This window comes from Paucisalibacillus globulus, from assembly GCF_900184735.1.
Classification (GTDB): domain Bacteria; phylum Bacillota; class Bacilli; order Bacillales; family Amphibacillaceae; genus Ornithinibacillus; species Ornithinibacillus globulus_B.
In genome coordinates, this window is sequence record NZ_LT855389.1 from 19,788 (window position 1) to 41,561 (window position 21,774).

Annotated in this window: 22 protein-coding genes and 1 riboswitch; of the genes, 9 read left to right on the top strand and 13 right to left on the bottom strand. The window is 36.1% G+C overall.

Annotated elements, in window-relative coordinates; translation table 11 throughout:
- Nucleotides 1–33: 33 nt before the first annotated feature.
- The 4 genes from menB to BN999_RS08700 form a co-directional block, all read right to left on the bottom strand.
- Entirely contained in the window at nucleotides 34–852 is an 819-nt protein-coding gene (gene menB, locus BN999_RS08685; protein WP_042143031.1) for a 1,4-dihydroxy-2-naphthoyl-CoA synthase, read from the bottom strand.
- Between the two features lie 101 nt (nucleotides 853–953).
- Nucleotides 954–1,757, bottom strand: coding sequence for a 2-succinyl-6-hydroxy-2,4-cyclohexadiene-1-carboxylate synthase (gene menH, locus BN999_RS08690; protein WP_096270993.1), 804 nt, complete (start codon nucleotides 1,755–1,757; stop codon nucleotides 954–956).
- Nucleotides 1,754–3,499 (bottom strand): 2-succinyl-5-enolpyruvyl-6-hydroxy-3-cyclohexene-1-carboxylic-acid synthase, encoded by a 1,746-nt coding sequence (gene menD / locus BN999_RS08695; RefSeq protein ID WP_096270994.1) that lies wholly within the window; start codon nucleotides 3,497–3,499, stop codon nucleotides 1,754–1,756. The genes menH and menD overlap by 4 nt, the downstream gene beginning before the upstream one ends.
- Nucleotides 3,500–3,502: 3 nt before the next feature.
- Nucleotides 3,503–4,882 (bottom strand): isochorismate synthase, encoded by a 1,380-nt coding sequence (locus BN999_RS08700; protein ID WP_096270995.1) that lies wholly within the window; start codon nucleotides 4,880–4,882, stop codon nucleotides 3,503–3,505.
- Nucleotides 4,883–5,062: 180 nt separating this feature from the next.
- Here BN999_RS08700 and BN999_RS08705 point away from each other — a divergent pair, with 180 nt between their 5' ends.
- Both BN999_RS08705 and BN999_RS08710 read left to right on the top strand, forming a co-directional pair.
- Nucleotides 5,063–6,001 carry a 1,4-dihydroxy-2-naphthoate polyprenyltransferase gene (locus BN999_RS08705; RefSeq protein ID WP_096270996.1) on the top strand — a complete coding sequence of 313 codons (939 nt, stop codon included), beginning with the start codon at nucleotides 5,063–5,065 and terminating at the stop codon, nucleotides 5,999–6,001.
- 35 nt (nucleotides 6,002–6,036) lie between these two features.
- Nucleotides 6,037–6,423 carry a hotdog fold thioesterase gene (locus tag BN999_RS08710; protein ID WP_096270997.1) on the top strand — a complete coding sequence of 129 codons (387 nt, stop codon included), beginning with the start codon at nucleotides 6,037–6,039 and terminating at the stop codon, nucleotides 6,421–6,423.
- A gap of 35 nt (nucleotides 6,424–6,458) precedes the next feature.
- On the opposite strand, the gene BN999_RS08715 is transcribed toward BN999_RS08710, so the two are convergent.
- The 3 genes from BN999_RS08715 to BN999_RS08725 all read right to left on the bottom strand — a co-directional run bounded on the left by BN999_RS08715 (nucleotide 6,459) and on the right by BN999_RS08725 (nucleotide 8,785).
- Nucleotides 6,459–7,043, bottom strand: a complete 585-nt coding sequence (locus tag BN999_RS08715) for an ECF transporter S component (protein ID WP_096270998.1) — start codon at nucleotides 7,041–7,043, stop codon at nucleotides 6,459–6,461.
- A 162-nt stretch (nucleotides 7,044–7,205) separates the two neighbouring features.
- A riboswitch (FMN riboswitch) is annotated at nucleotides 7,206–7,350 on the bottom strand.
- Nucleotides 7,351–7,374: 24 nt separating this feature from the next.
- Nucleotides 7,375–7,527, bottom strand: a complete 153-nt coding sequence (locus BN999_RS20855; RefSeq protein ID WP_217988468.1) for a hypothetical protein — start codon at nucleotides 7,525–7,527, stop codon at nucleotides 7,375–7,377.
- Between the two features lie 202 nt (nucleotides 7,528–7,729).
- Nucleotides 7,730–8,785 carry a M20/M25/M40 family metallo-hydrolase gene (locus tag BN999_RS08725; RefSeq protein ID WP_096271000.1) on the bottom strand — a complete coding sequence of 352 codons (1,056 nt, stop codon included), beginning with the start codon at nucleotides 8,783–8,785 and terminating at the stop codon, nucleotides 7,730–7,732.
- A gap of 132 nt (nucleotides 8,786–8,917) precedes the next feature.
- On the opposite strand from BN999_RS08725, the gene BN999_RS08730 reads away from it, so the two are divergent.
- The 4 genes from BN999_RS08730 (at nucleotide 8,918) to BN999_RS08745 (ending at nucleotide 12,542) form a co-directional block, all read left to right on the top strand.
- Nucleotides 8,918–9,472, top strand: a complete 555-nt coding sequence (locus BN999_RS08730; protein ID WP_096271001.1) for a thioredoxin family protein — start codon at nucleotides 8,918–8,920, stop codon at nucleotides 9,470–9,472.
- 128 nt (nucleotides 9,473–9,600) lie between these two features.
- Nucleotides 9,601–10,602: a potassium channel family protein gene (locus BN999_RS08735; RefSeq protein ID WP_096271002.1), complete on the top strand. Its 1,002-nt coding sequence runs from the start codon at nucleotides 9,601–9,603 to the stop codon at nucleotides 10,600–10,602.
- A gap of 79 nt (nucleotides 10,603–10,681) precedes the next feature.
- On the top strand, nucleotides 10,682–11,050 hold the full coding sequence (gene yugI, locus BN999_RS08740) for a S1 domain-containing post-transcriptional regulator GSP13 (RefSeq protein ID WP_096271003.1): 369 nt from the start codon (nucleotides 10,682–10,684) through the stop codon (nucleotides 11,048–11,050).
- Nucleotides 11,051–11,192: 142 nt separating this feature from the next.
- On the top strand, nucleotides 11,193–12,542 hold the full coding sequence (locus BN999_RS08745; RefSeq protein WP_096271004.1) for a glucose-6-phosphate isomerase: 1,350 nt from the start codon (nucleotides 11,193–11,195) through the stop codon (nucleotides 12,540–12,542).
- Between the two features lie 39 nt (nucleotides 12,543–12,581).
- Here BN999_RS08745 and BN999_RS08750 read toward each other — a convergent pair whose 3' ends face one another.
- Both BN999_RS08750 and BN999_RS08755 read right to left on the bottom strand, forming a co-directional pair.
- Nucleotides 12,582–14,690, bottom strand: a complete 2,109-nt coding sequence (locus BN999_RS08750; protein WP_096271005.1) for an RNA polymerase sigma factor — start codon at nucleotides 14,688–14,690, stop codon at nucleotides 12,582–12,584.
- 179 nt (nucleotides 14,691–14,869) lie between these two features.
- Entirely contained in the window at nucleotides 14,870–17,023 is a 2,154-nt protein-coding gene (locus tag BN999_RS08755; RefSeq protein WP_217988469.1) for an RNA polymerase sigma factor, read from the bottom strand.
- A 227-nt stretch (nucleotides 17,024–17,250) separates the two neighbouring features.
- On the opposite strand from BN999_RS08755, the gene BN999_RS08760 reads away from it, so the two are divergent.
- Nucleotides 17,251–18,417: a MalY/PatB family protein gene (locus tag BN999_RS08760; protein WP_096271007.1), complete on the top strand. Its 1,167-nt coding sequence runs from the start codon at nucleotides 17,251–17,253 to the stop codon at nucleotides 18,415–18,417.
- Nucleotides 18,418–18,451: 34 nt separating this feature from the next.
- Here the strand turns inward: BN999_RS08760 and BN999_RS08765 are convergent, their stop codons facing one another.
- Together BN999_RS08765 and BN999_RS08770 are read right to left on the bottom strand one after the other, a co-directional pair.
- The gene (locus BN999_RS08765; protein ID WP_096271008.1) at nucleotides 18,452–19,030 is read right to left on the bottom strand and encodes a superoxide dismutase family protein; all 579 of its coding nucleotides are present in this window, start codon (nucleotides 19,028–19,030) and stop codon (nucleotides 18,452–18,454) included.
- A 126-nt stretch (nucleotides 19,031–19,156) separates the two neighbouring features.
- On the bottom strand, nucleotides 19,157–19,342 hold the full coding sequence (locus BN999_RS08770) for a hypothetical protein (RefSeq protein WP_096271009.1): 186 nt from the start codon (nucleotides 19,340–19,342) through the stop codon (nucleotides 19,157–19,159).
- A 140-nt stretch (nucleotides 19,343–19,482) separates the two neighbouring features.
- On the opposite strand from BN999_RS08770, the gene kapB reads away from it, so the two are divergent.
- Nucleotides 19,483–19,875 (top strand): sporulation phosphorelay system protein KapB, encoded by a 393-nt coding sequence (gene kapB / locus BN999_RS08775; protein WP_096271010.1) that lies wholly within the window; start codon nucleotides 19,483–19,485, stop codon nucleotides 19,873–19,875.
- Between the two features lie 40 nt (nucleotides 19,876–19,915).
- Here kapB and BN999_RS08780 read toward each other — a convergent pair whose 3' ends face one another.
- Nucleotides 19,916–20,179 carry a phosphocarrier protein HPr gene (locus BN999_RS08780; RefSeq protein WP_096271102.1) on the bottom strand — a complete coding sequence of 88 codons (264 nt, stop codon included), beginning with the start codon at nucleotides 20,177–20,179 and terminating at the stop codon, nucleotides 19,916–19,918.
- Nucleotides 20,180–20,393: 214 nt separating this feature from the next.
- On the opposite strand from BN999_RS08780, the gene deoD reads away from it, so the two are divergent.
- Nucleotides 20,394–21,101, top strand: a complete 708-nt coding sequence (gene deoD / locus BN999_RS08785; protein WP_096271011.1) for a purine-nucleoside phosphorylase — start codon at nucleotides 20,394–20,396, stop codon at nucleotides 21,099–21,101.
- A gap of 324 nt (nucleotides 21,102–21,425) precedes the next feature.
- Here the strand turns inward: deoD and BN999_RS20995 are convergent, their stop codons facing one another.
- Nucleotides 21,426–21,548, bottom strand: coding sequence for a hypothetical protein (locus BN999_RS20995; protein ID WP_255247427.1), 123 nt, complete (start codon nucleotides 21,546–21,548; stop codon nucleotides 21,426–21,428).
- Nucleotides 21,549–21,774 lie beyond the last annotated feature (226 nt).

Here is a 21,774-nt window from a genome sequence, read left to right on the forward strand (position 1 = left end):
AAAGCAAAGGTTTTTATCTAGAAATCATACTGATCACGGGAAACGTGGGAATTGACCAAAGTCTGGTTTTCTTTTCTCCTTGAACGCGTCTCTTCCTTCTTTTGCCTCATCCGTTGTATAGTAAAGAAGTGTTGCATCTCCACCCATTTGTTGCAGACCAGCCAAACCATCGGTTGCAGCATTAAATGAAGCTTTTAGGAAACGTAGTGCAGTTGGTGATTTTTCTAAAATTTCTTCACACCATTGTAATGTTTCTTCCTCTAGTTTTTCTAACGGTACCACTTTATTTACCATACCCATCTCATATGCTTCTTCTGCATTGTATTGACGGCATAGGTACCAGATCTCACGTGCTCGTTTTTGACCAACCATTTCAGCAAGTAATCCAGCTCCATATCCAGCATCAAAGCTTCCTACTTTTGGTCCAGTTTGTCCAAATTTCGCGTTATCAGCAGCGATAGTTAAGTCACAAACAACATGTAGCACGTGTCCGCCACCAATAGCATATCCAGCAACCATTGCAATTACTGGCTTTGGAATAGTACGGATTAAACGTTGTAAATCTAACACATTAAGACGTGGAATGTGATCAGATCCTACATATCCACCATGTCCTCGAACAGATTGATCTCCTCCAGAACAAAATGCTAAATCCCCTGCACCCGTTAAGATAATAACTCCCACTGATGAATCATCACGAGCATCTGCAAATGCATCGATCATTTCATTTACAGTTAGTGGTGTAAAAGCATTACGCTTTTCAGGACGGTTAATCGTTACTTTTGCAACACCGTTGTATTTTTCATAAATTATTTCTTCGTATTCACGAACTTTCTCCCATTGTACAGTCATGGAAATCCTCCTTCATTACTATGTATTTATAAAGCTTTTGGAAAGACTCACATCCAATATTCCGTTATGAATGTGGCTGTTTTTTATGCAACCGGAATATTTTACCTAATTGCTAAAATAAACTCCTCTACTAGTTTACCAAAAAACCTCGGTTGTTCCACATGAATTGCATGCCCAGTTTTCTCTACAATTAATAATTCGCTATTTTCAATGGAATTCTGCATCCTTTTATTAATGCCTATAAATTTCAGATCCCATTCTCCTACCACTAGTAACACAGGAATCTTTAGGTTTGGTAGGTCATTCCAGTAACTAGGTTGACTTCCGGTACCCATAGACCTCAACGATAAGGCGAGACCTTCTTTTGAGTGTGATAATCGTTCCTTTCGAATAGCATTACGAACTTCAATAGGTAATTGTTTTTGTGATTCAAACATGGGAATATTCTCCCAAAAATCAATAAATGATTCTAACCCTTCCTGTTCTATTTTTTGGGCTAGCATTTCATCATTTGCCTTACGTGTAATTCTTTCCTCTTCCACTTCAAGACCGGGGGAAGCACTCTCTAAGATTAAGGATTTCAACTGTCTTCCATATTTAATTGCAAAGGACAGAGCAGTTCTCCCACCCATAGAGTAACCAACTAAATGAAACGTTTTAATATCATGTTTATCTAGTAGGTCATGGATATCTTGGCAACATTGCTCCATCGTTATGGTTGTTGGTGCAATTGTCTTTCCATGCCCAGGTAGATCCACCACAAATAGTTTATATTTTTGCTTATAATTATCGATAAATGATGACCAGGTCTTCGTACTTCCAGTAAATCCATGAAATAGTACTATTACCTCGCCTTCCCCATGTATCTCATACCAATAACTAGTGCCCCGAATAACATGCCTCAATCTATCACCGACTTCAAGATTTCTTCCTCAATGTCACGCCAAATATCTCGGTGCCAATGAAGATTTTCCGTTCGATCCGTTTTCACTTCAACTATGGATAAACCTTTTTCCTCGTAACTCTTTAGGAGAGCCTCTTTTAACTCATCAATATTCATCGGATTATGATAGAATCCACCATACATGTTAATCGCCTGTTCAAATTCAATGTTTAATGGAGTTCCAAATAAAGCTTCAAAATGTTTCTCCTGTTTAGCTTGTGGTAAGAAAGAAAAGATTCCTCCACCATTATTATTTACCACTAAAATCGTGATATTAAGCTTGTAATGCTTAGCTGCAAGTAACCCGTTCATATCATGGAAAAAGGATAAATCTCCTAATAACAAGGTAACAGGTTGACCAGATGCAGCTGCACCAATTCCACTTGAAACCATTCCATCAATCCCATTTGCGCCACGATTAGCTAATAGTCTGAGATTCTTTGGACCAGTTAGCAGGAAAGTATCGACATCACGAATAGCCATACTATTCCCTACATATAAGCTACTATTATTAGGGATTACCTCCATCAACTGTTTTACTGTTTCACCTTCTGTTAGTATTTCATCAGAGGCCTTTACTAGATGAGTTTTAGCAATAGCATTTAATTTTTTCCAAAGTGCTAGCCATTCAGATTCTTCACGTTGTAAATGTGCACCAAACTCTAATAGTCCAGAGCATAATGATATTGGATCAGCAAATATAAATTCTGTTGGATTTCCAACTGGTTCTCGATAACCCGCACTAGACTCTACAACATATTGAGTAACATCTGGATTTTCTTTCACATAAAAAAGATATGCTTTTGATACAGGCATAGCGCCAAAGCGGAGAATATAATCTGGTTTTAATGTAGAACGAATCTTTCCACCTCGTAAAAAAGCATCATAACTTTCGATTATATTCTCGGTGGAATGAGCACCTGTTCTAATCTGTGATAGTGGGTCCGCAAGTACTGGAACTCCCCAAGCATTCGCAAGTAATGTCACTGCTTCTGCTAAATCTTCATCTACTTGGGGGCCACAAACAATAATCCCTTTCTTGGTAGAAGTTAATTTATCAGCTAAGAGCTTTACGAACTCTTCAGACAGTTTCTTTTTCCCTTCATGCCAAATTGTATATGGTTCCCGTAATGGCTCTCCCCAAAGATTCTCCAATGAAAAGTCTGGAATTAATGGTTCTCGGAATGGGAAGTTTAAATGAACTGGCCCTGCGTTTCCGGATAATGCTTGGTTAATTGCACGAGCTGCCCGAGTTCTAACATAGGACAATGAAGTTTCACTTGAATCTGGCAAAGCCATCTCGTGAAAGCTTTTTACATAATCCCCAAAAAGCTTAATCTGATCAATTGCTTGTGGTGCACCAACATCTCTAAGCTCATGTGGCCTGTCCGCAGTCAATGCGATTAATGGCACCCTGCTTTGATGAGCTTCTACAATCGCAGGAAAATAGTTTGCTGCAGCTGTTCCAGATGAGCAAAGAAGTGCCACTGGCCGCTTTGTTTGTTTAGCCAATCCTAAACCAAAAAATGCAGCAGAGCGCTCATCTAACACGATCCACTCTCCTATATCAGGATGTTCAGCAAATAATAGTGCAAGTGGTGTGGAACGAGAGCCAGGGGATATAACAACATCGGTTAAACCACTTTTTGATAGCTCATCTACAAAATTTGCAATATATCTTGTTAAGTGTTCGGTATGATTCATCTATTATCCCCCTAGGATGTTTAACATCGGTAAAAATTTAATTCTCGTTTCTTCAAATTCTGCTTGCGGATCTGAATCCTTTACCACTCCACAACCAGCAAATAAGGAGGCCTTATTCCCCTGGATTAGACCTGAGCGAATTGCTACTGCAAATTCTCCATTTTGATAACTATCTACCCAACCAAAAGGAGCTCCGTACCAACCACGATCCAATAGTTCATATTCCCTTATATAGGTTATAGCTTCTTCCGTCGGCTCTCCGCCTAAAGCTGGTGTCGGATGAAGTTTCTTGATTACATCAAAAATGCTGTAACCTTCTTGGAACAAACCTCGAACCGGTGTATACAAGTGTTGTAAATTCCTCAGTTTATACAGAACAGGTTTGTCTGGAATCTGCATATCCACACAAAACTCCTCAATTGATTTCCTTATCATTTGAACAACAAAATTATGTTCTTCCAAGTTTTTCTGATCGTGTAGTAATTGATATCCTAATTCGCTATCCTCATTCTCTGTTTTACCTCTTGGTGCGGTACCTGCTAAACAAGTAGATAACAGTTCATTATGCTCAACCTTTACAAGACGTTCAGGTGTAGCCCCAATAAAACAGTTCTGATCTTTTTCATAAGCAAAAATATAACTGGTTGGTTGTGATTCCATTAAATCTTTTAAAGCTTTCGTTATTCCAATCTTCTCAGAGAATGTTAATCGTAATTCTCTAGCTAACACCACTTTTTCGAGACTACTTTCGGAAATATATGATGTGGTTTGTTGAACTAATTTTCTCCATTGTTCAGGTTCAATTTCTTTCTTATCAATAATAGTTGGCTTCTGTTGTTTCTTTGCTTGATAGGATACTAACCATTCCTCTTGTTCGGTTAGGATTTGGTCTATTCTATCGGGGTCATCTTTTCCAGTTACGAGAACTGTCACCGTTAAATAACTTGCTTCCTCATTAACTAATAACATAAAGATAGGAATCCGTAACTCATTTTTAGAAAAAGCATCCCATAAATCAGAACGGGGTTTTTCTGGATCAAAGTCCATTCCTCCAATTGCTGATATACCAGTTCCAGGTACCTTATACGGATTATGGATAACTGCATTTGTTAGGACTGTGTTCCAATTCTTGTCTAATCCTGAAACCCCAGACTCCGCTGTGATAGTATATGCATTCCCTAATCCTACTAGAGTGAAATCATCTAACGTACTCATCCAAAAAGACCGTTCCATATGTAAATGTAAACCCGCTTCAAAAAAATGAAGAGGATTAATTGATTCCATTTTCTTCGTAAAACTTACCAGTTTTGATTCAGAGGATTGTAAATTACGAATCACTTTATCCAAAGTGGAGCGTATTGTTTCCTCTTTAACCTCTACCATTCCTTACCCTCCAAAAAAACACATAATAGTCCAACTCTTATTCTATTCCCTTTTTCTTAGTTTCTCAAGAAAACAACTATCTAACCACTAAAACTATCAACTCGAATACTGCTACATCGTTGACACCCCCATCCTTTTTGCCTAAACTGAATATGATATTACGATAAGGAGATTCAGGATATGGCAACAACAACAGATAAAGACCAAATCAAAGAAGCCTTAAACGAAAAAAGCGGCTTTCACGTATGGTGGCGTTTACTAAGACCACATACCCTTACAGCTTCCTTTGTTCCAGTTTTTGTAGGAACCATGATTGCATTAAACACAGACGGCATTCATATATTTGTATTTCTAGCAATGTTAATAGCATCCATGCTAATTCAATCTGCTACCAATATGTTTAATGAATACTATGACTACGTTAGAGGCCTTGACTCAGATGAATCTGTTGGAATAGGTGGAACTATCGTTCGTGATGGTATCCAACCAAAAACCGTACTACGTCTTGCGCTAATTTTTTATGGCATAGCTCTCCTACTCGGACTATACATTTGTATGGTTTCTAGTTGGTGGATTGCTGTAGTTGGACTAATCTGTATGTTATTTGGTTATCTCTATACAGGTGGCCCTCTACCAATTTCCTCTACACCATTTGGAGAGGTATTCTCGGGGTTATTAATGGGGACGGTTATTATTGGGATCAGTTACTTTATTCAAACAGGAACTATTAATAGCTTTGTTATCTTCATATCGATACCCGTAGCAATTTTCATCGGATGTATCATGCTCTCTAATAACATCCGTGATTTAGACGGGGATGAAAAAGGTGGACGCAAAACACTCGCTATCCTGATTGGAAGGGAGAATGCTGTTCGATTTCTAGGACTATTATTCTTTGTAGCATTCTTCTTCACCCTATATTTAATTCTGGTTGATGTATTACCATTATGGTCATTCATCACCTTTATTGCAGTAATTCCAGCAATAAAAGTAGTAAAAGGTTTCAAAGGAAAAACAGAACCTTTAGAGATGATGCCTGCTATGGTGTTAACAGGAAAAACAAACACAATTTATGGGTTCTTGTTAGGATTATCATTGTTAATTTATTATTTCATCTAAGAACTACTGAATGACACTTATTAGGGGGAATTTAGATGGAATCAAAAGACACGCTTTTAGAATCGCTTGGAATTGAGACAGTATCGTTGGAAAAAGATCTAGTTGTGATGACAATGCCTGTAGATAAACGTACACACCAACCATTAGGTTATTTACATGGTGGCGCTAATGTTGCACTAGCCGAATCGGCTGCTAGTGTTGGTGCTTGTTTACATGTTGACTTAGACAAATTCCATGTGTTTGGTATTGAAATTAATGCCAATCATATTAAGAGTAAAAAAGACGGAATCGTTACAGCAAAAGCAAAGCCTATCCATGTTGGAAAGTCTTCTATGGTATGGGAGATTAATATTGTGGACGAGGAAGAAAACTTAATCTGTATCTCCAGGTGTACTGTTGCAGTAGTACCTAAAAAAAGCTAATCCATTTATATGGATTAGCTTTTTTTTGATAACTTTTATGCAAATTTAGCTTGTTGTTGTTCAATCCAGCGACGCATTTTAATATAGATTGGGACAAATAACAAGGTAACAATTATTCCTTTAATCACATTAAACGGAAGAATGGCAGCTAATATCGTTCCTAGCTTAGCAGCATGAGTCATTTCTCCCCATCCCATCATTAATCCATATACCGGTAATAAGATGAAATAATTAAATACACCTAGACCGATAGCCATGATTATTGTTCCAGTAACTAAGCCTGAGACAATACTCTTAACACTCTTATACTTGTGATAAAGAATCCCGATTGGGAGCACAAGTAAAGCACCTGCTAAAAAGTTTGCTGTTACTCCGACAATTTCTCCCCCACCTATTGCTAAATAGAGAACATTTTTAATTGCTACTACAACAATACCTGCTACTGGAGAAAAAATAAGTGAAGCCATTATGGCAGGGACATCACTAAAGTCAATCTTTAAGTAGCTTGGTAATAATGGAAGCGGAAAATTGATAAAGAACAATAATAGAGACACCGCTCCTAATAAAGATAAAATAATAAGTCTTGATAAATTCGATGATTGCATGTTAGTTTTTTGCATCATCATACCTCCTTCATCTAGTTATCGATTCACATCTCGTGATGAAGGAGAGCCTATTCCTTAAAAACTAAAAAACCCTAAAGCCAGACCTAATTCGGGGCTTTAGGGTTAAATCATCATAGGAAATAAAGGCACACATATAAATGTACCAATGGTTCAGCTCGACATCTTCTCCCATCCAGACTTTAACTGTCGGTCCTGGACTCACACCAGGTCAACCGTTTGATGATGTTCAAACAGTTCACGGACTTAGAACGTAATGTTCATTACCGCCGGTCGGGAATTGCACCCTGCCCCGAAGATGGAATCGATATTTAATTGTCAATTATTATTATACATAGGATACGGTAATTTGAAAAGGGTTTTGTTTGAATTCGAGATAAATTATTTCAATAAACCACGTCGGATCGGAGTTCTCATAGACATTTTTAACTAAATTCCTCCTAATTTGTCTAAGTGGAAGTGTCTCATGAACATTTTTCATGGAATTACTCCCATTCTGTCTTTGAGGAACAGTCTCATGGACATTTTTTATGAAATTTCTCCCAATCTGTCTTTGAGAACTAGTCTCATGGACATTTTCAGCCATTAACAACGTAAATTGTCTTAGAGAAAAATAAACCATTATATCATAATTAAAAAAGGCGTCAGAACTCACTTCTGCCACCTTTTTTCTCGGAACATTATTAATCTAAAGGATTCAAACTCTCTTCCCCTGTTAACCCACTGATCATTTCAACTAGCAGTTCAATTTCTTGGTCAATATCAGTAAAGCTCGCTGTTTCTACCGGGGAGTGCATATAACGCAGTGGTAAAGAAACTAATGAAACAGGAACACCTTTACCAGTATAACGCATTTTATCTGCATCTGTTCCAGTATGTCTTGGTGTTAGTTCATATTGAACATCCATTTGTATTCTTTTAGCTGTCTTCTCTAATAACTCATTTATTTTACGATTAATTGGAGCACCCTTTGCTAGGACAGGACCTTTCTCAAGTCGCACATCACCATGCTTATTTTTATTTACTCCAGGGTAATCCGTTGCAAATGTAACATCACATGCAATTGCCATAGTTGGATTTATTCCGGCAGCAGCAAAATATGCCCCACCCATATTGGTCTCTTCATTTACAGTACTTGCTGCATAAACTCCAACTCTACACCCTTTTTCTTTTAACTGGCGAAGAACTTCTGCCACAATAAATGCTCCCGTTCGGTTATCCAATCCGCGTCCAGAAACATAACGGTCCATTAGAATTTCCGGTTCTGTTTTATAGACGACTAGATCACCAATTTGCACATATTGTTCTGCTTCCCCTTTCGTCTTAAAACCACAATCGATAAATAAGTCCTCTAGGTCAAAATCGTTTTTCAAACCACCGTGATGTTGTGCATTAACACCAATTACACCCGTGACCGTTCCTCCAAAACCTAATACAATTGTTTTCATACCAACTGCAGCCTTAGGATTAATTCCACCCATTTTATCAAAATGCAAAAATCCATTTTCATCAATGCGATTCACAACAAGAGCAATCTCATCGCAATGTCCGGCAAGTAATACTTTAAATTCCGCTTCCGGATTTAAAACTCCTATAACATTACCAGCGTTATCTGTTAATACATCATCCGCAAAGCCTTTGTAATAATCACGCATTTTACGTTGAATCGCTACCTCATCACTAGATGGTGATGGAGTTCGCAGTATTTCTAATAAAAAATCTCGGTTCGTTTTTTTCAAGTCCAGGCAACTCCTTCTTATGTATAAAATTCCTTTTTTATCATATCAAAATTTTCTGTATCAAGCACTTTTATTTACCCAAATTTAAATAATGATTACAATCAAATTAACATATCAATAGGAGGAATTAACATGAAATTAAATGATTGGTTTGCAAAAGGAATACCTAGTCAAGAATACGTAGATTCGATGCAAAAGCATAAGGAAGACCTTTTACATATTTATGATTCTTATTCACTCCCAGAGGATGAGGAATTTTTCTCTAAACTAAAAGAAAAGAATTTACGTGTTATTGTCATTACAGAAGATTGGTGTGGCGATGCCATGATGAATACTCCGGTACTTCTTCACTTAGCTGAAAAAACTGATATGGAAGTTCGCATGATTCTTCGTGATTCAAACCTAGAATTAATGGATCAATATTTAACAAATGGAAAATCACGCTCCATTCCGATCTTTATTTTCATCGATGATGCAGGAAATGAAGTAGCGAAATGGGGACCACGTGCTGAACCAGTCCAAAAATATGTAGATGAAATAAGAGCAGACCTACCAGACAAAGATGCGGAAGACTATAAAGAAAAATTTGATGACATGATCAAAGTAATGTACGGTGAATACAAATCAAACTCAACGTTTTGGAACCATGTATACCAAAGTATTAAAACAACATTAACAAGTAACTAGTATTGGAACCCTATGCCAATTGGTGTAGGGTTTTTCTATGGGCAAACTCTCCAATCCGAAGTAATATTCAATAGTTTTTACAAAAAACGTGCATACTAATTTAACACGACTAATAATTAGGTGAGAAAATGAATATTGAGCAGTTCAAACACATCTATTTCCGTCTCCCAATCCTAATCCGATTATTTCTAACAATCTTACTAGTCATGATGTTTTTTGGAACGGTTATTCATTTTATTGAACCAAAACAATTCCCTACCATTTTTGACGGTATATGGTGGGCTGTTGTTACGGGAGCAACGGTTGGTTATGGTGATTATGTCCCGCTTACAAAAATTGGTCGGATATTAGGGATCATACTAATACTTACCGGTGGAGGTTTACTCACGTTCTACATTACCCAATTCGCAGCTGCAACCGTACAACATGAAAATGACTTATCGCGAGGTAAAGTAGCATATAAGGGATCTGAGCATATTGTTTTAGTCGGGTGGAATGAACGGACAAGAATTTTAATGGATCGAATCTTAAAGTATGATTCTAAAGCAGAAATAGTCCTAATAGACCAAACTGTTTCCCAGATATCCTACCAACACTACCCTGTCCATTTTATTCATGGAGATCCTACAGATGATTACTTTCTACAAAAAGCTAATATTAAAGAAGCGTCTAAAGTAGTTATCAGTGCAGACAATCATAAGAGTGAGAAACAAGCAGATAATCAATCTATACTGACTGTAGTTGCCATTCGTGGTAATAACAAAGATATTCCTATTATTGTAGAAATTATGACCAAAGGACAAATTGACAATGCCGTTCGAGCTGGTGCTAGTACCATTCTTAGACCTAATGATTTCATGAGTGCCCTCCTTTATCAGGAAGTGTTAAAAGAAAAAGCAAAACCATTTGAAACAGTCATCCACCTGCTAAAGGAACAACAATTTCATCACTTTAAGCTACCTAAAGAATTTGAGAATAAACCATTTATAGAAGTGTTATATAGCTTAAAATTAGACGATCATCTATTATTAGGCATATTACGAGAGGAAAAATGGATTTTTAATCCTAGTAAAGATTTTTTGTTGAAAAATGAGGATATATTAATCACATCCATACCATGGAAACCTTAATATACTTTGCCCCAATCCAAAATGTATGATAGAATTATTTATTGTGTGAAAAGAAACGAAGGTATAGGAGATGTTCAGCATGACAGAGAAATTAGAAGTAGGTCAAATTATTACTGGAAAAGTAACTGGAATTCAACCATATGGTGCATTTGTAGCGCTTAATGATGAAGTTCAAGGTTTAGTGCATATTTCAGAAGTAACTCACGGTTTTGTAAAGGATATTAACGAGCACTTAACAGTAGGTGATGAAGTTTCTGTTAAAGTATTAAGCATTGATGAAGCAAAGAATAAAGTTTCTTTATCAATTCGTGCGACTGAAGAGCCACCTAAAAAACAAGCAAAACCCCAAGCAAAGAAATCTGTAAAATTAGAAGAAAACACTTCTGGATTTAATACGCTAAAAGAAAAGCTAGAAGAGTGGATTGAACAATCAGATCTAAAAAAATAGTATTTCAGTGAGGGGCTTTCCCATCATTATTAGTATCCGATTGCTAATATTGATAGGGGAAGCCTCTTCTTTGTTGTAAATTAACTGTCGAATTGATTACAATAAGACAAGTACAACAATTCTTACATACAAGGAGGACAATATGACACATATCAATTTTTCCTATCAACACGCATTATATTTCCTAAATAAAGAAGAACTAGACAACCTTTCAGAATTCGTATCAGTTGCTCATCAAGCTATACATAATAAGACTGGTCCTGGAAGTGACTTTTTGGGTTGGGTAGAACTACCAGAAAACTACGACAAAGAAGAATATAGCCGTATCAAGGCTGCTTCTGAAAAAATAAAAAAAGACTCGGATATACTACTAGTCATTGGGATTGGCGGCTCATATTTAGGTGCAAAAGCAGCATTAGAAATGTTAAATCATTCATTTCAACAGATGCTATCAAAAGAGCAGCGCAATGTTCCGCAAATCATCTTTGTAGGCCATCACATGAGCTCTACTTACATGAAAGAGTTATTTGATGTACTAGAAGGAAAAGATTTCTCTATCAACATTATTTCAAAGAGTGGAACTACTACAGAGCCTGCAATTGCCTTCCGCATCTTCAAGAAATATTTAGAAGAGAAATACGGTAAGGAAGAAGCTAAAACGCGTATTTTCGCCACTACTGATAAAGCTAAAGGTGCACTTAAAGGTGTAGCAGATGAGGCTGGTTATGAAACGTTTGTTATCCCAGATGATGTTGGTGGTCGTTTCTCTGTATTAACAGCTGTCGGATTACTACCAATTGCTGTAAGTGGAATTAATATAGACGATATGATGCAAGGTGCTCTTGATGCAATGAATGACTTCAACGATCCGAATCTTGACAATAACATTGCCTATCAATATGCGGCTGTACGGAATGTCTTGTATAACAAAGGAAAAACAATTGAAATGCTTGTGAATTATGAACCTAGTCTTCAATATTTCTCTGAATGGTGGAAGCAATTATATGGGGAGAGTGAAGGAAAAGATCAAAAAGGAATTTATCCAACTTCGGCAAACTTCTCTACTGACCTTCATTCATTAGGACAATATATTCAAGATGGCCGCCGTGATTTATTTGAAACTGTCATTCATGTAAACCAATCTAAATGGGAACTGACTTTGGAAGAAGAAGATAATAATTCAGATGGCCTTAACTATTTAGCTGGTAAAACCATTCATGAAATTAATGACAAAGCATATCAAGGTACATTACTAGCACATATGGATGGTGGCGTACCAAACCTAATTATTGATGTACCTGCACTTGATGCATATACATTTGGTTATCTGGTATACTTCTTTGAAAAAGCATGTGCATTAAGCGGATACCTACTAGGAGTGAACCCTTTTAACCAACCTGGAGTAGAAGCATATAAGAAAAATATGTTTGCGTTGTTAGGCAAGCCAGGATTTGAAGCAGAAAAAGCAGAATTAGAAAAACGCTTGAAATAAAAATAAGACAGCTCTTAATGATAGAGCTGTCTTATTGTTTCACTTCATTATTTTCCAAATACCATCCTCTTTCATCAGCTCAACAGATGCAAGTACATTTCTATCCCATTCAGCAAAGTAAACCGTAGCGGTGTTTTCTGATGTGTAATCTGTTAATCCATAACTACCTATATTCCTCATGTTGAACCAATCCACTTCCAAATTCTGTTCCATATTCATCGAATGATATAGCATACTATACGTATTACTATCCTCTTTCTCATAAGCATAGGCATATAAGGAGACCACTTCTAATGGATTTAATTCATTTAGTAGGTTAGTATCTAAATTACTGCTATAATCACGGTAGAGTCCTCCAGTATTTACTGTAAACGGCCAGCGGTTTAGTTCGACAATATCATCGAGTTTAACATTTTTGAATTGTTCATCCAGTTGAAACCAAAGCTTTTCAACTGAGAAATAATCCTCCTCTGTTCTTTTCCATTCGTTTTCTTCCCAATCTTTCAAAGTACTGCGGATAATATTCGAATAAATGGAATCTGGATTATTCTCTAGGAACTGATAATATTCTTCTCTCTCTGTTTCATAAACTGTTGTTTGGCCATCCCATATTTTTAGATATTGATTTAGATAGTTAACCATATCATGATATAAGTACTCCTGAAATTCTTCAGTATAGTCATCACCATATTGATTAATAAGGGATTCAATTTCCAGTAAGGTATCAGCTACAACTTCCCAATCCGTCCAATCTAGCGAATATTGATTGACCGTATAATCCACATAACTTAAATAAGCTTCACTATAACCTTTTTCTGCTAATTTCTCCTTAAATTCCTTCATATCTAGTTTGACCATTAAATAGCTATAACCAGGATCGAAACTTACTACGTAGCCTTGTTCATTTATTAATCGTAAAAAGTTTTTAATTTCTTCAGATCCAGTATATTCTACAGGATTATCCTGCGATGCTACGATTTGCTCATATTCATCTACTGGGATTGAAGTCACTAGTTTTTGTAAATAACCCTCAAATTCCCTCTCATACATAAAAGACACGCCTAATACTTCCATAAAAGAATAAGGTTCTGCAGCGGATGGGGATTCTAGTTTCTCAACGATGTCTGAAGGTAATGTTAACATCATATCAATATAATTTTTTGTGTCGTCTACCCCACCAAACATATCAGGAGAGCGTTTCAACTCATCTATGATGGATCTTACACTCTGAACAACAGGAAAGCTATTCACATCGTCCAATCCAATCTCTGCTCCAAAGTTTTCGATTGCTTGTTCCATATATTCTACAATTTCCGGATTTAATTCTTCAATATATTCATCAGGTTCTGTAGTAGCTATCGCTTCTGCAGCTTCTCTCTTTGCTGCTTTCTCTTCCTCTTGCGCTGCTTTTAATTCAGCCTTTTGTTCTTGAATATAGTTTAGACCAAGTAATGCGAATAAGAACAAACCAAGCACAGCACCAACTGTCGGCACTAGCTTTTTCCATTTTTGAGACTTTCTAGCCTGGTCAATGCTGACCATCACTTCTTGTTTATCCGTAAACTCCGGAAGCCTTTGAAAGGCATATCGCATTTCCATTAAGCTATCATGAAGAGTTCTTTCTTGTTGTGAGGTTGCTATTTTATTAAACTTATCCGATAGTAACTTTTCACCCTGTTGTAACATTTTATTCATGCTTACTTCATTTGTTTTAAGAATGGTTGCAATTTCGTCTTTTGATTTATCAAAGAAATAGTTTAGAATTAGTGGAACCTTATACTTGCTACTCATTTCTCGTAAATTCATTTGATTAGAGATATGTTCTACTCGTTCAAAGTAATACCCGTATTGAGTGGAGTCGTTTAAATTTCCAGCAACCTTTCGGACTTTTTTCTGTCTACGCTCATCTTCCTTTAATGTTTGAATCATTATCTGATGAATAATAGGATGTATGGTATCTTGTTCAAATTTATCTGTTTTACGGCCAATATTCACAAAGACTTCTTTGACAACTTCTGAAATTCTGTTAGGCTCAATCCCATATTGAAACACGAACTTCTCTATCTTAGGTTTATAATAATCAATTAAATATTCGAAAGCCGCTTGTTCTCTATCTTTTAGTCGTTTTGCAAGCTCTTGCTCGTGCATTAATATCCCCCTTTTACCACGCCTACTCATATATGTAACGTATCTATCTGTATAAAAGTTTCAAGAAGTAAGACTATTTTTAATTAAAACAAGTTTATAACTATTGTAACAGTATTTGTAAAATTAATTAAGACTTAATGCTTAGATAGCTATGGAAAAAACGCAAAACAACTCCCCCATTAATTGGAGGAGTTGTTTTTATAAATCCAAGCAACTTGCCATATATTATTATCTTTTATCAATTCAACACTGGTAACATGCTCAAGATTCCAGTCAGCTAAATGTACTATTGCATTATTTTCACTTGGATATTCCGTAAAGACATATTCACTTGAATGTCGCCTTAACTCAATTAAATTCAAATCTGTATCTTCCGGAAAGGTTTTTAATGCCTTTAACGAATTGTAAACTTTACCCTCATCTTTCCCACTTGCATAATCATATAATGAGACCACTTCTAATGGACTTAAGTCTACTAATTGTGATGGATCAAAGTTTTCTTGTAATTCTTTATATATAACAATGGAATTCATTTCTTTTGGCCAACGCCGATTAAGTTCAAAGTTTGCTAATTTAATAGTACCGAACCTCTCATCAAACAATGCTTTGATATAAGTAAAATCAGGAGGGTAAATGGTCTCCATCCACTCACTCGCTTCATATTCCTGTACAGCTGTATGAAAAACATCCCAAAATACTGAATCAGGATTTTCTTCAAGGAATTGATAAAATACTTGTCTATCTTCCTCAGGCAACGGCTTAGGTCTAGTATTACCCCAAATTAGATAATGAAGATTAGTATTAATATCCGAAATAATGTATTCCTTAATTGTTTCAGAATAGAAATGTCCATAATCCACTAGAATAGATTCTAGTTCTAGTAATATTTCATCATGTTCATCCCAAGCCTTTGTGTGAAACTGATCCCCATAATCAATAGTGAAATCCAAGTATTTTAAGTAGCCTGGGTTGAAACCGGCTTGTTCTACATTTTCTTTAACCTGGACAAAATCAATCTGAACGGTGACTTTATCATATTCAGAATTTCTTGTTAAGTAATATCCCTGTTTTTGTAAGGTTTGTATAAGTTCTTTCAACTTTTCAGGCCCATCATAATTGGTTAGATGGTCCTGAGAGGAAACTATTGAATCATATTCTTCAATAGGAATATTTAATTCTAACAGAAGATTATCCAAGTAATCTTGAAAATTACCTTCATATTTCGAAAGGGTATACAAGTAGGTCATAAATTTCTCATCACGTTTGTCTGGATTTAATAAATTCTCTTTTGTAATTGACGGGGGTGTTAATTCCATGTCAATAAACTCTTTCTGGTGATTATGGACAAATTCTCTATTATCAGGATCAGGATTATTCAGCAACATATCCTTTAATACCATTTCGATCATTTGGGTTGAGATTAATCCATTAACATCTTCCATTTCAAGTTCTGTTGCTAGTTGTTCTATTGCTTGATTCAAATACGCAACAAGTTCTGGGTCTAATTCAACCTGCTGAACCTCCGGATTACTATCAGCTTCTGATTGATTCTCTCTTTCTTCTGTTTCCTGTTGTTCTCGAAATGCTTGTTTATCAGATTCATCCTGAATATACTTAACCGTAAAAGTGGAAAAAAGAAGCAAGCCAATAATCCCTACCGCAGTTGGAAGTAATTTTTTCCATTTATGCGATGCTTTTACTTTCTCTATCCTCATAAGTATATCCTGTTTGTTTACCAATGAAGGTAAACGTTCATAGTAGTAATTTATCTCACCTAATAATTCTCTTAGATCTTTCTCATACGAATTTACTTGTAGCACTTCATGAAGAATCTTTTCATATTTTTCTTTTAACAATTCTCCCCCACGTTGCAAACTAGATCTGACAGTATCCACTTTTATCTTCAGTATGACAGAGATTTCCTCAAAAGTTTGATTGTGAAAGTAGTGTAAGATTATAGGTTGCTTCCATTTATTATCTAGCTCTCTAAGACAATATTGCAACAGCATTTCTCGTTTATTCTCTATGTAATAACCATATCGTCTTTCTATCGATGATAAATCTTCCTTTTTACTTACATCTTTATTATGATAATCTTTCAGGCTATGAAAACTTTGTTGGAAAACCCATACTGATAATTGCCCAGGTTCCAATTGTTCCATTTTCCGGTAAAAGTTACAGAAGACCTCTTGAACTACATCAGTGATCTCATTTGGTTCGATCCCATATTGAAAAGCGATTTTTTCCACCAATCTTTTATATTTATCAATTAGTTGTTCGAAAGCTTCTAGATCTTTATCTTTTAGTAATTGTACTAACTGTTCTACGTGCACTGCCATCCCCCTTATTCCAACTGGTTTCGTACATCATCCATCTAAAAAAATTCAAGAAATGAAAAAAAGTTTTAATAAACATGTTTATATTTATTGTATCAGGGTATAACTAATATCGTAAGACTTTCTCGTATTCCCCCTGTAGGCAAGGCGTATTTAACGCTTTGCTCTTTTTTTTGCCTTTTTTAAGGTATACTAGAAGTGGAAAAATAATAGGAGGTTATACTATGGAAATTTTTGAAACAGTACATGACAGAAAAAATACTCGCTCTGTGAAGTGGGATATGGTTAAAGATCTTTTCCAATCGGAAGATGTCCTACCTATGTGGGTTGCAGATATGGATTTTCAAGCTCCAGATGCAGTAAACCAAGCATTGATAGACAGAGCTAAACACGGTATTTATGGATATACCATTGTGGATGACAGTGTTAAATCCTCCATTGTTAATTGGATTTCTAAAAGACATCATTGGAATATTAAATCCGAATGGTTATCCTTTAGTCCTGGTGTTGTCACTACTCTACATATGGCTATCCAGGCTTTAACAGAACCTGAAGACACCATTCTAATTCAAACTCCTGTTTACACACCATTCTATAAAGTTATTGAAGCCCACAACCGGACTATAGTGAAGAATCCTTTAGTATTAGAGGAAAACAGATACACCATTGATTTTGATGATTTTGAAGAAAAATTAAAGCAAGGTGTGAAAGCTTTTATTCTTTGTAGCCCACATAATCCAGTCGGACGAGTTTGGACAAGCGATGAATTAAAGAAAATGGCAGAACTATGTCTCGAACATAATGTACTAATTATCTCTGATGAAATTCATAGTGACTTATCATTTCCTAATAAGCAACATATTTCTATCGCTTCCTTATCCGATGATATTGCGAATAACAGTATTACATGTATGTCCCCGTCTAAGACCTTTAATCTAGCGGGACTTCAGGCCTCATATGCCATTACACCAAACCAAGAAATGCGTAAAAAACTCGAACATTATTTTCTTATACAAGGATTCCACGGGTTGAACACCATGGGGAATACAGCATTAGAAGCAGCATATACCTACGGGGAAGAGTGGCTTGATGGATTACGTAATATCTTATACAGCCATTATACCTATGTTAAAGAAAAACTAGAAAAACATACCGACTTACGCGTTACGGATGCAGATGGTACATATCTAGTTTGGATAGATTGTAGTTCTTTAAAATTAGACGCGAAGAACTTGAATAAATTCTTTAGTGAAAAAGCAAAAGTTGGACTGAACGCTGGAGTAGATTATGGTGAAGAAGGCAAACAATATATGCGAATGAATATTGCTTGCCCAAGAGAAACACTTGAAGAAGGTGTTAATCGTATTATTCAAGCGGTACACAATAATTAGACAAAGAAAGCGCGAGAATGCTCGCGCTTTTTCATTATTCTTCTTGCTTTTTATTAAATTCGGTTGGATCGGTTGGTGATTCAGTAGCTTCATTACCCTTACCCGATTTTATTTCACCACAAATAATTCTTGCGCCTGAGTTTCCACTAGGTTGTGAGACACCATCATCTTGCGTTTCCGTAACAATTAATGCAGTCCCTTCTCCTCTTAGAAGCGACATTTTTCCTTCTTTCAATGTTGCACCAGGAATCATTAAATCTGCATCTACAAGTCCACCAGCATCTGCTTCTAAATTTGGCATATCACCTAAATGAGGACCCATAGGATGCATTAATCCATGCTCTTTTCCTTCAGGATCTAAATGATTACCAGCACTTTTAAAATCAGGTCCCTCACATTTGGCATACTCATGCACATGTAGACCATGAAATCCGGGGGTCAATCCTTCTAACTTCAATTGAACTTGTACACCATCAGGACCTTCTAACAATTGTGCAGTTCCAACCATATCACCTGTTGTATTATACATTTCCACACTTTTGGAAGTTTCTTCTTTACTTTGACAAGCTGTCAACAATAATAATGGTAAAAGGAATACAAATACGAATCGCATTTCCACTACTCCTTTTTTACGTAATACGAATAGTATTTGCAAAAATCATGACGGTAAACATGATTTATATCCATACTCCCGAGTGCATTCAAAAATCACAAAAAAAATGACAGGTCTCCCTGTCACCTAATTGGGTTTATTTTGTTTTTCCAATTGATTTTTATATTCCAGGTCAAATTTCTTTTCCTGTTTTTTGGAGTTCTTGTAAAAAAAATAAAGTGCTACACCTGCTGCAATGATAATAATTGCTAACATGAAAATGGCTGGTATATATTCAGATTTATCTTCTGGAAAATATAAAAACGGCATCATTCTTATCACGTCCTTCTTTTAAACAGTATACCAAATTTAAACCCTTCAATTAAAGTAAGAAGTTAATAGTTCGCGATTTTGTGATAAATTTGGCAGAATAAATAGTGGATCGATACATTACATATTAGGGAGGTTTATATATGAGTGAGCTAACAATTGGAGATATAGTACAAGCACCAAATAAGTCTGGTATCTATGTAGGAGAACTAGTCGAAGATAGACATGATAAATACTTGGTTAAAGTTCTAGCAGTATTAAAACACCCAATGCAAGGTGATTTACATCATCCTAAACAAGTTGAAAATGTCGTATTTCATGAACGAAAAGCTTTGGCTCAGTTCGAAAAAGTAAATGTATTAAAAAGTGTTGTTAAACTTTTTGAAGATGAACTGCCTGAGTATGGTGAATCACTTCAATCTGCTGTTGAAATTTATCGAAAACAACTAGAGAGTAAAGACACTCCATATAATCAAGAGGCATTAAAAGCACTTAAAGTTGTGGAAGAAAGTTATTATCTTGGCAAATATTATTAAACAAAAAGGCTGTCAACAAATACCGTAGACAGCCTTTACATTATTCACCTAGGTTTTCTTTAATTACTTCAGAAATTCCTTGGATAGCTTCTTCTTCATCACTACCATTAGCTGTGATTTTGATATCAGCACCTTTAGGAATACCAAGTGACATTACACCCATGATAGACTTAAGATTAACTGTCTTATCATTATAAGTTAACTCAATTTCAGATTGATATTGACCAGCTTTATTAACTAATAATGTAGCTGGGCGTGCATGTACACCTGTATCTGCAGTGATATTAAATGTTTGTTCTTTCATTTCCATTTCATCCTTCCAACAAGAGTTTACTTGTACAAATTTTATGTACTTTTACCTCAATTATACAGAAATAATTCGTGAATAACTGAACTAACTCTATTATAACTAATTTCTTAATGAATGAAAACTAAAATGCAGATGGATAATTGTTTGTTTTTAGAAGTCTGTTATGATAACTTTAGAAAAGAACTAGCTTACATTAGGAGGAAATCATATGAGTGTACATATTGGAGCTAAGCAAGGAGAAATTGCTGATAAAATACTACTACCAGGAGACCCGCTAAGAGCAAAATATATTGCTGAGACATTCCTAGAAGGAGTATCGCAATATAACCAAGTTCGCGGAATGTATGGCTATACTGGTACTTATAAAGGTGAAAAAATATCGGTTCAGGGAACAGGAATGGGTGTTCCATCTATCTCGATTTATGTAAATGAATTAATTCAGAGTTATGATGTACAAAAATTAATTCGAGTAGGTACATGTGGTGCCATTCAGAAAGATGTAAAAGTTCGTGATGTTATTTTAGCACAAGGTTCCACAACAGATTCTAGAATGAACCAGCTGATCTTTAATGGCATTGATTATGCACCACTTGCCGATTTCGATTTATTACGAAAAGCATATGAAGTAGGAACCGAAAAAGGAATGAATATCCGCGTAGGAAATGTATTTACTAGTGACACCTTCTATCGTGATAATGCGGAAGAAGTAAATGCCTTACTTGCTAAATATAAAGTACTAGCTATTGAAATGGAAACAACTGCATTATATACGCTTGCCGCTAAATTTGACCGCCAAGCACTATCTGTACTGACAGTTTCCGATCACATCATTACTGGCGAAGAAACAACTGCTGAAGAACGTCAGACAACATTTAATGAAATGATGGAAATTGCCTTAGAAGCAGCTATAAAGTAGATAATGAAATAGTGAAAGAGATTTTAGATTACGATCTAGAATCTTTTTTCTTTATCACTTTGAAAGCTGTATAACAGCAATTATGGGCAGATGACCTATTGGAATCGGGTGGATTATTTTTTGATTAGGGAGCATCCTTCTCGGTTTTGGGCACATGCTAGTCTGGGTTGGGTGCATCCTTCTCAATTTAGGCACATGCTAGCCTGGGCTGGGTGCATCCTTTTCGGTTTTGGGCGCATGCTGCATTGGATTGGGTGCATCCTTGTCAATTTTAGGCACATGCTAGCCTGGATTGGGATCATCCTTCTCGGTTTTGGGCACATGCTAGCCTGGATTGGGATCATCCTTCTTGGTTTTGGGCTCATACTGCATTGAATTGGGTGCATCCTTCTCAATTTTGGGCACATGCTGTCCTGGGCTGGGTGCATCCTTCTCAATTTTGGGCACATGCTAGCCTGGGTTGGGTGCATCCTTCTGAGCTTTGGGCTCATGCTGCATTGAATTGGGTGCATCCTTCTCAATTTTGGGCACATGCTAGTCTGGGTTGGATGACGTACAATAGTTTGTGTAAATAAGTATAAATAAAAAAGGTAAGGTAAATCCTCTAGTTAATAACCACAAAAACCAGAAAGGAAGTACCTTACCTATGTCTAATAGTATAACTAATAATATC

Coding starts and splice junctions, on each gene's coding strand:
- BN999_RS08765 (WP_096271008.1), bottom strand. CDS start 19,030: ATGCGATTCGTATTTGTATTCCTTTTACCATTATTATTGTTGACAGCT.
- kapB (WP_096271010.1), top strand. CDS start 19,483: ATGAGTGAGCTAACAATTGGAGATATAGTACAAGCACCAAATAAGTCT.
- deoD (WP_096271011.1), top strand. CDS start 20,394: ATGAGTGTACATATTGGAGCTAAGCAAGGAGAAATTGCTGATAAAATA.
- BN999_RS08770 (WP_096271009.1), bottom strand. CDS start 19,342: ATGATGCCGTTTTTATATTTTCCAGAAGATAAATCTGAATATATACCA.
- BN999_RS08700 (WP_096270995.1), bottom strand. CDS start 4,882: ATGGTAGAGGTTAAAGAGGAAACAATACGCTCCACTTTGGATAAAGTG.
- BN999_RS08735 (WP_096271002.1), top strand. CDS start 9,601: ATGAATATTGAGCAGTTCAAACACATCTATTTCCGTCTCCCAATCCTA.
- yugI (WP_096271003.1), top strand. CDS start 10,682: ATGACAGAGAAATTAGAAGTAGGTCAAATTATTACTGGAAAAGTAACT.
- BN999_RS08710 (WP_096270997.1), top strand. CDS start 6,037: ATGGAATCAAAAGACACGCTTTTAGAATCGCTTGGAATTGAGACAGTA.
- BN999_RS08760 (WP_096271007.1), top strand. CDS start 17,251: ATGGAAATTTTTGAAACAGTACATGACAGAAAAAATACTCGCTCTGTG.
- menB (WP_042143031.1), bottom strand. CDS start 852: ATGACTGTACAATGGGAGAAAGTTCGTGAATACGAAGAAATAATTTAT.
- BN999_RS08780 (WP_096271102.1), bottom strand. CDS start 20,179: ATGAAAGAACAAACATTTAATATCACTGCAGATACAGGTGTACATGCA.
- BN999_RS20855 (WP_217988468.1), bottom strand. CDS start 7,527: ATGAAAAATGTTCATGAGACACTTCCACTTAGACAAATTAGGAGGAAT.
- BN999_RS08750 (WP_096271005.1), bottom strand. CDS start 14,690: ATGCACGAGCAAGAGCTTGCAAAACGACTAAAAGATAGAGAACAAGCG.
- BN999_RS08745 (WP_096271004.1), top strand. CDS start 11,193: ATGACACATATCAATTTTTCCTATCAACACGCATTATATTTCCTAAAT.
- BN999_RS08715 (WP_096270998.1), bottom strand. CDS start 7,043: ATGCAAAAAACTAACATGCAATCATCGAATTTATCAAGACTTATTATT.
- menD (WP_096270994.1), bottom strand. CDS start 3,499: ATGAATCATACCGAACACTTAACAAGATATATTGCAAATTTTGTAGAT.
- BN999_RS08730 (WP_096271001.1), top strand. CDS start 8,918: ATGAAATTAAATGATTGGTTTGCAAAAGGAATACCTAGTCAAGAATAC.
- BN999_RS08705 (WP_096270996.1), top strand. CDS start 5,063: ATGGCAACAACAACAGATAAAGACCAAATCAAAGAAGCCTTAAACGAA.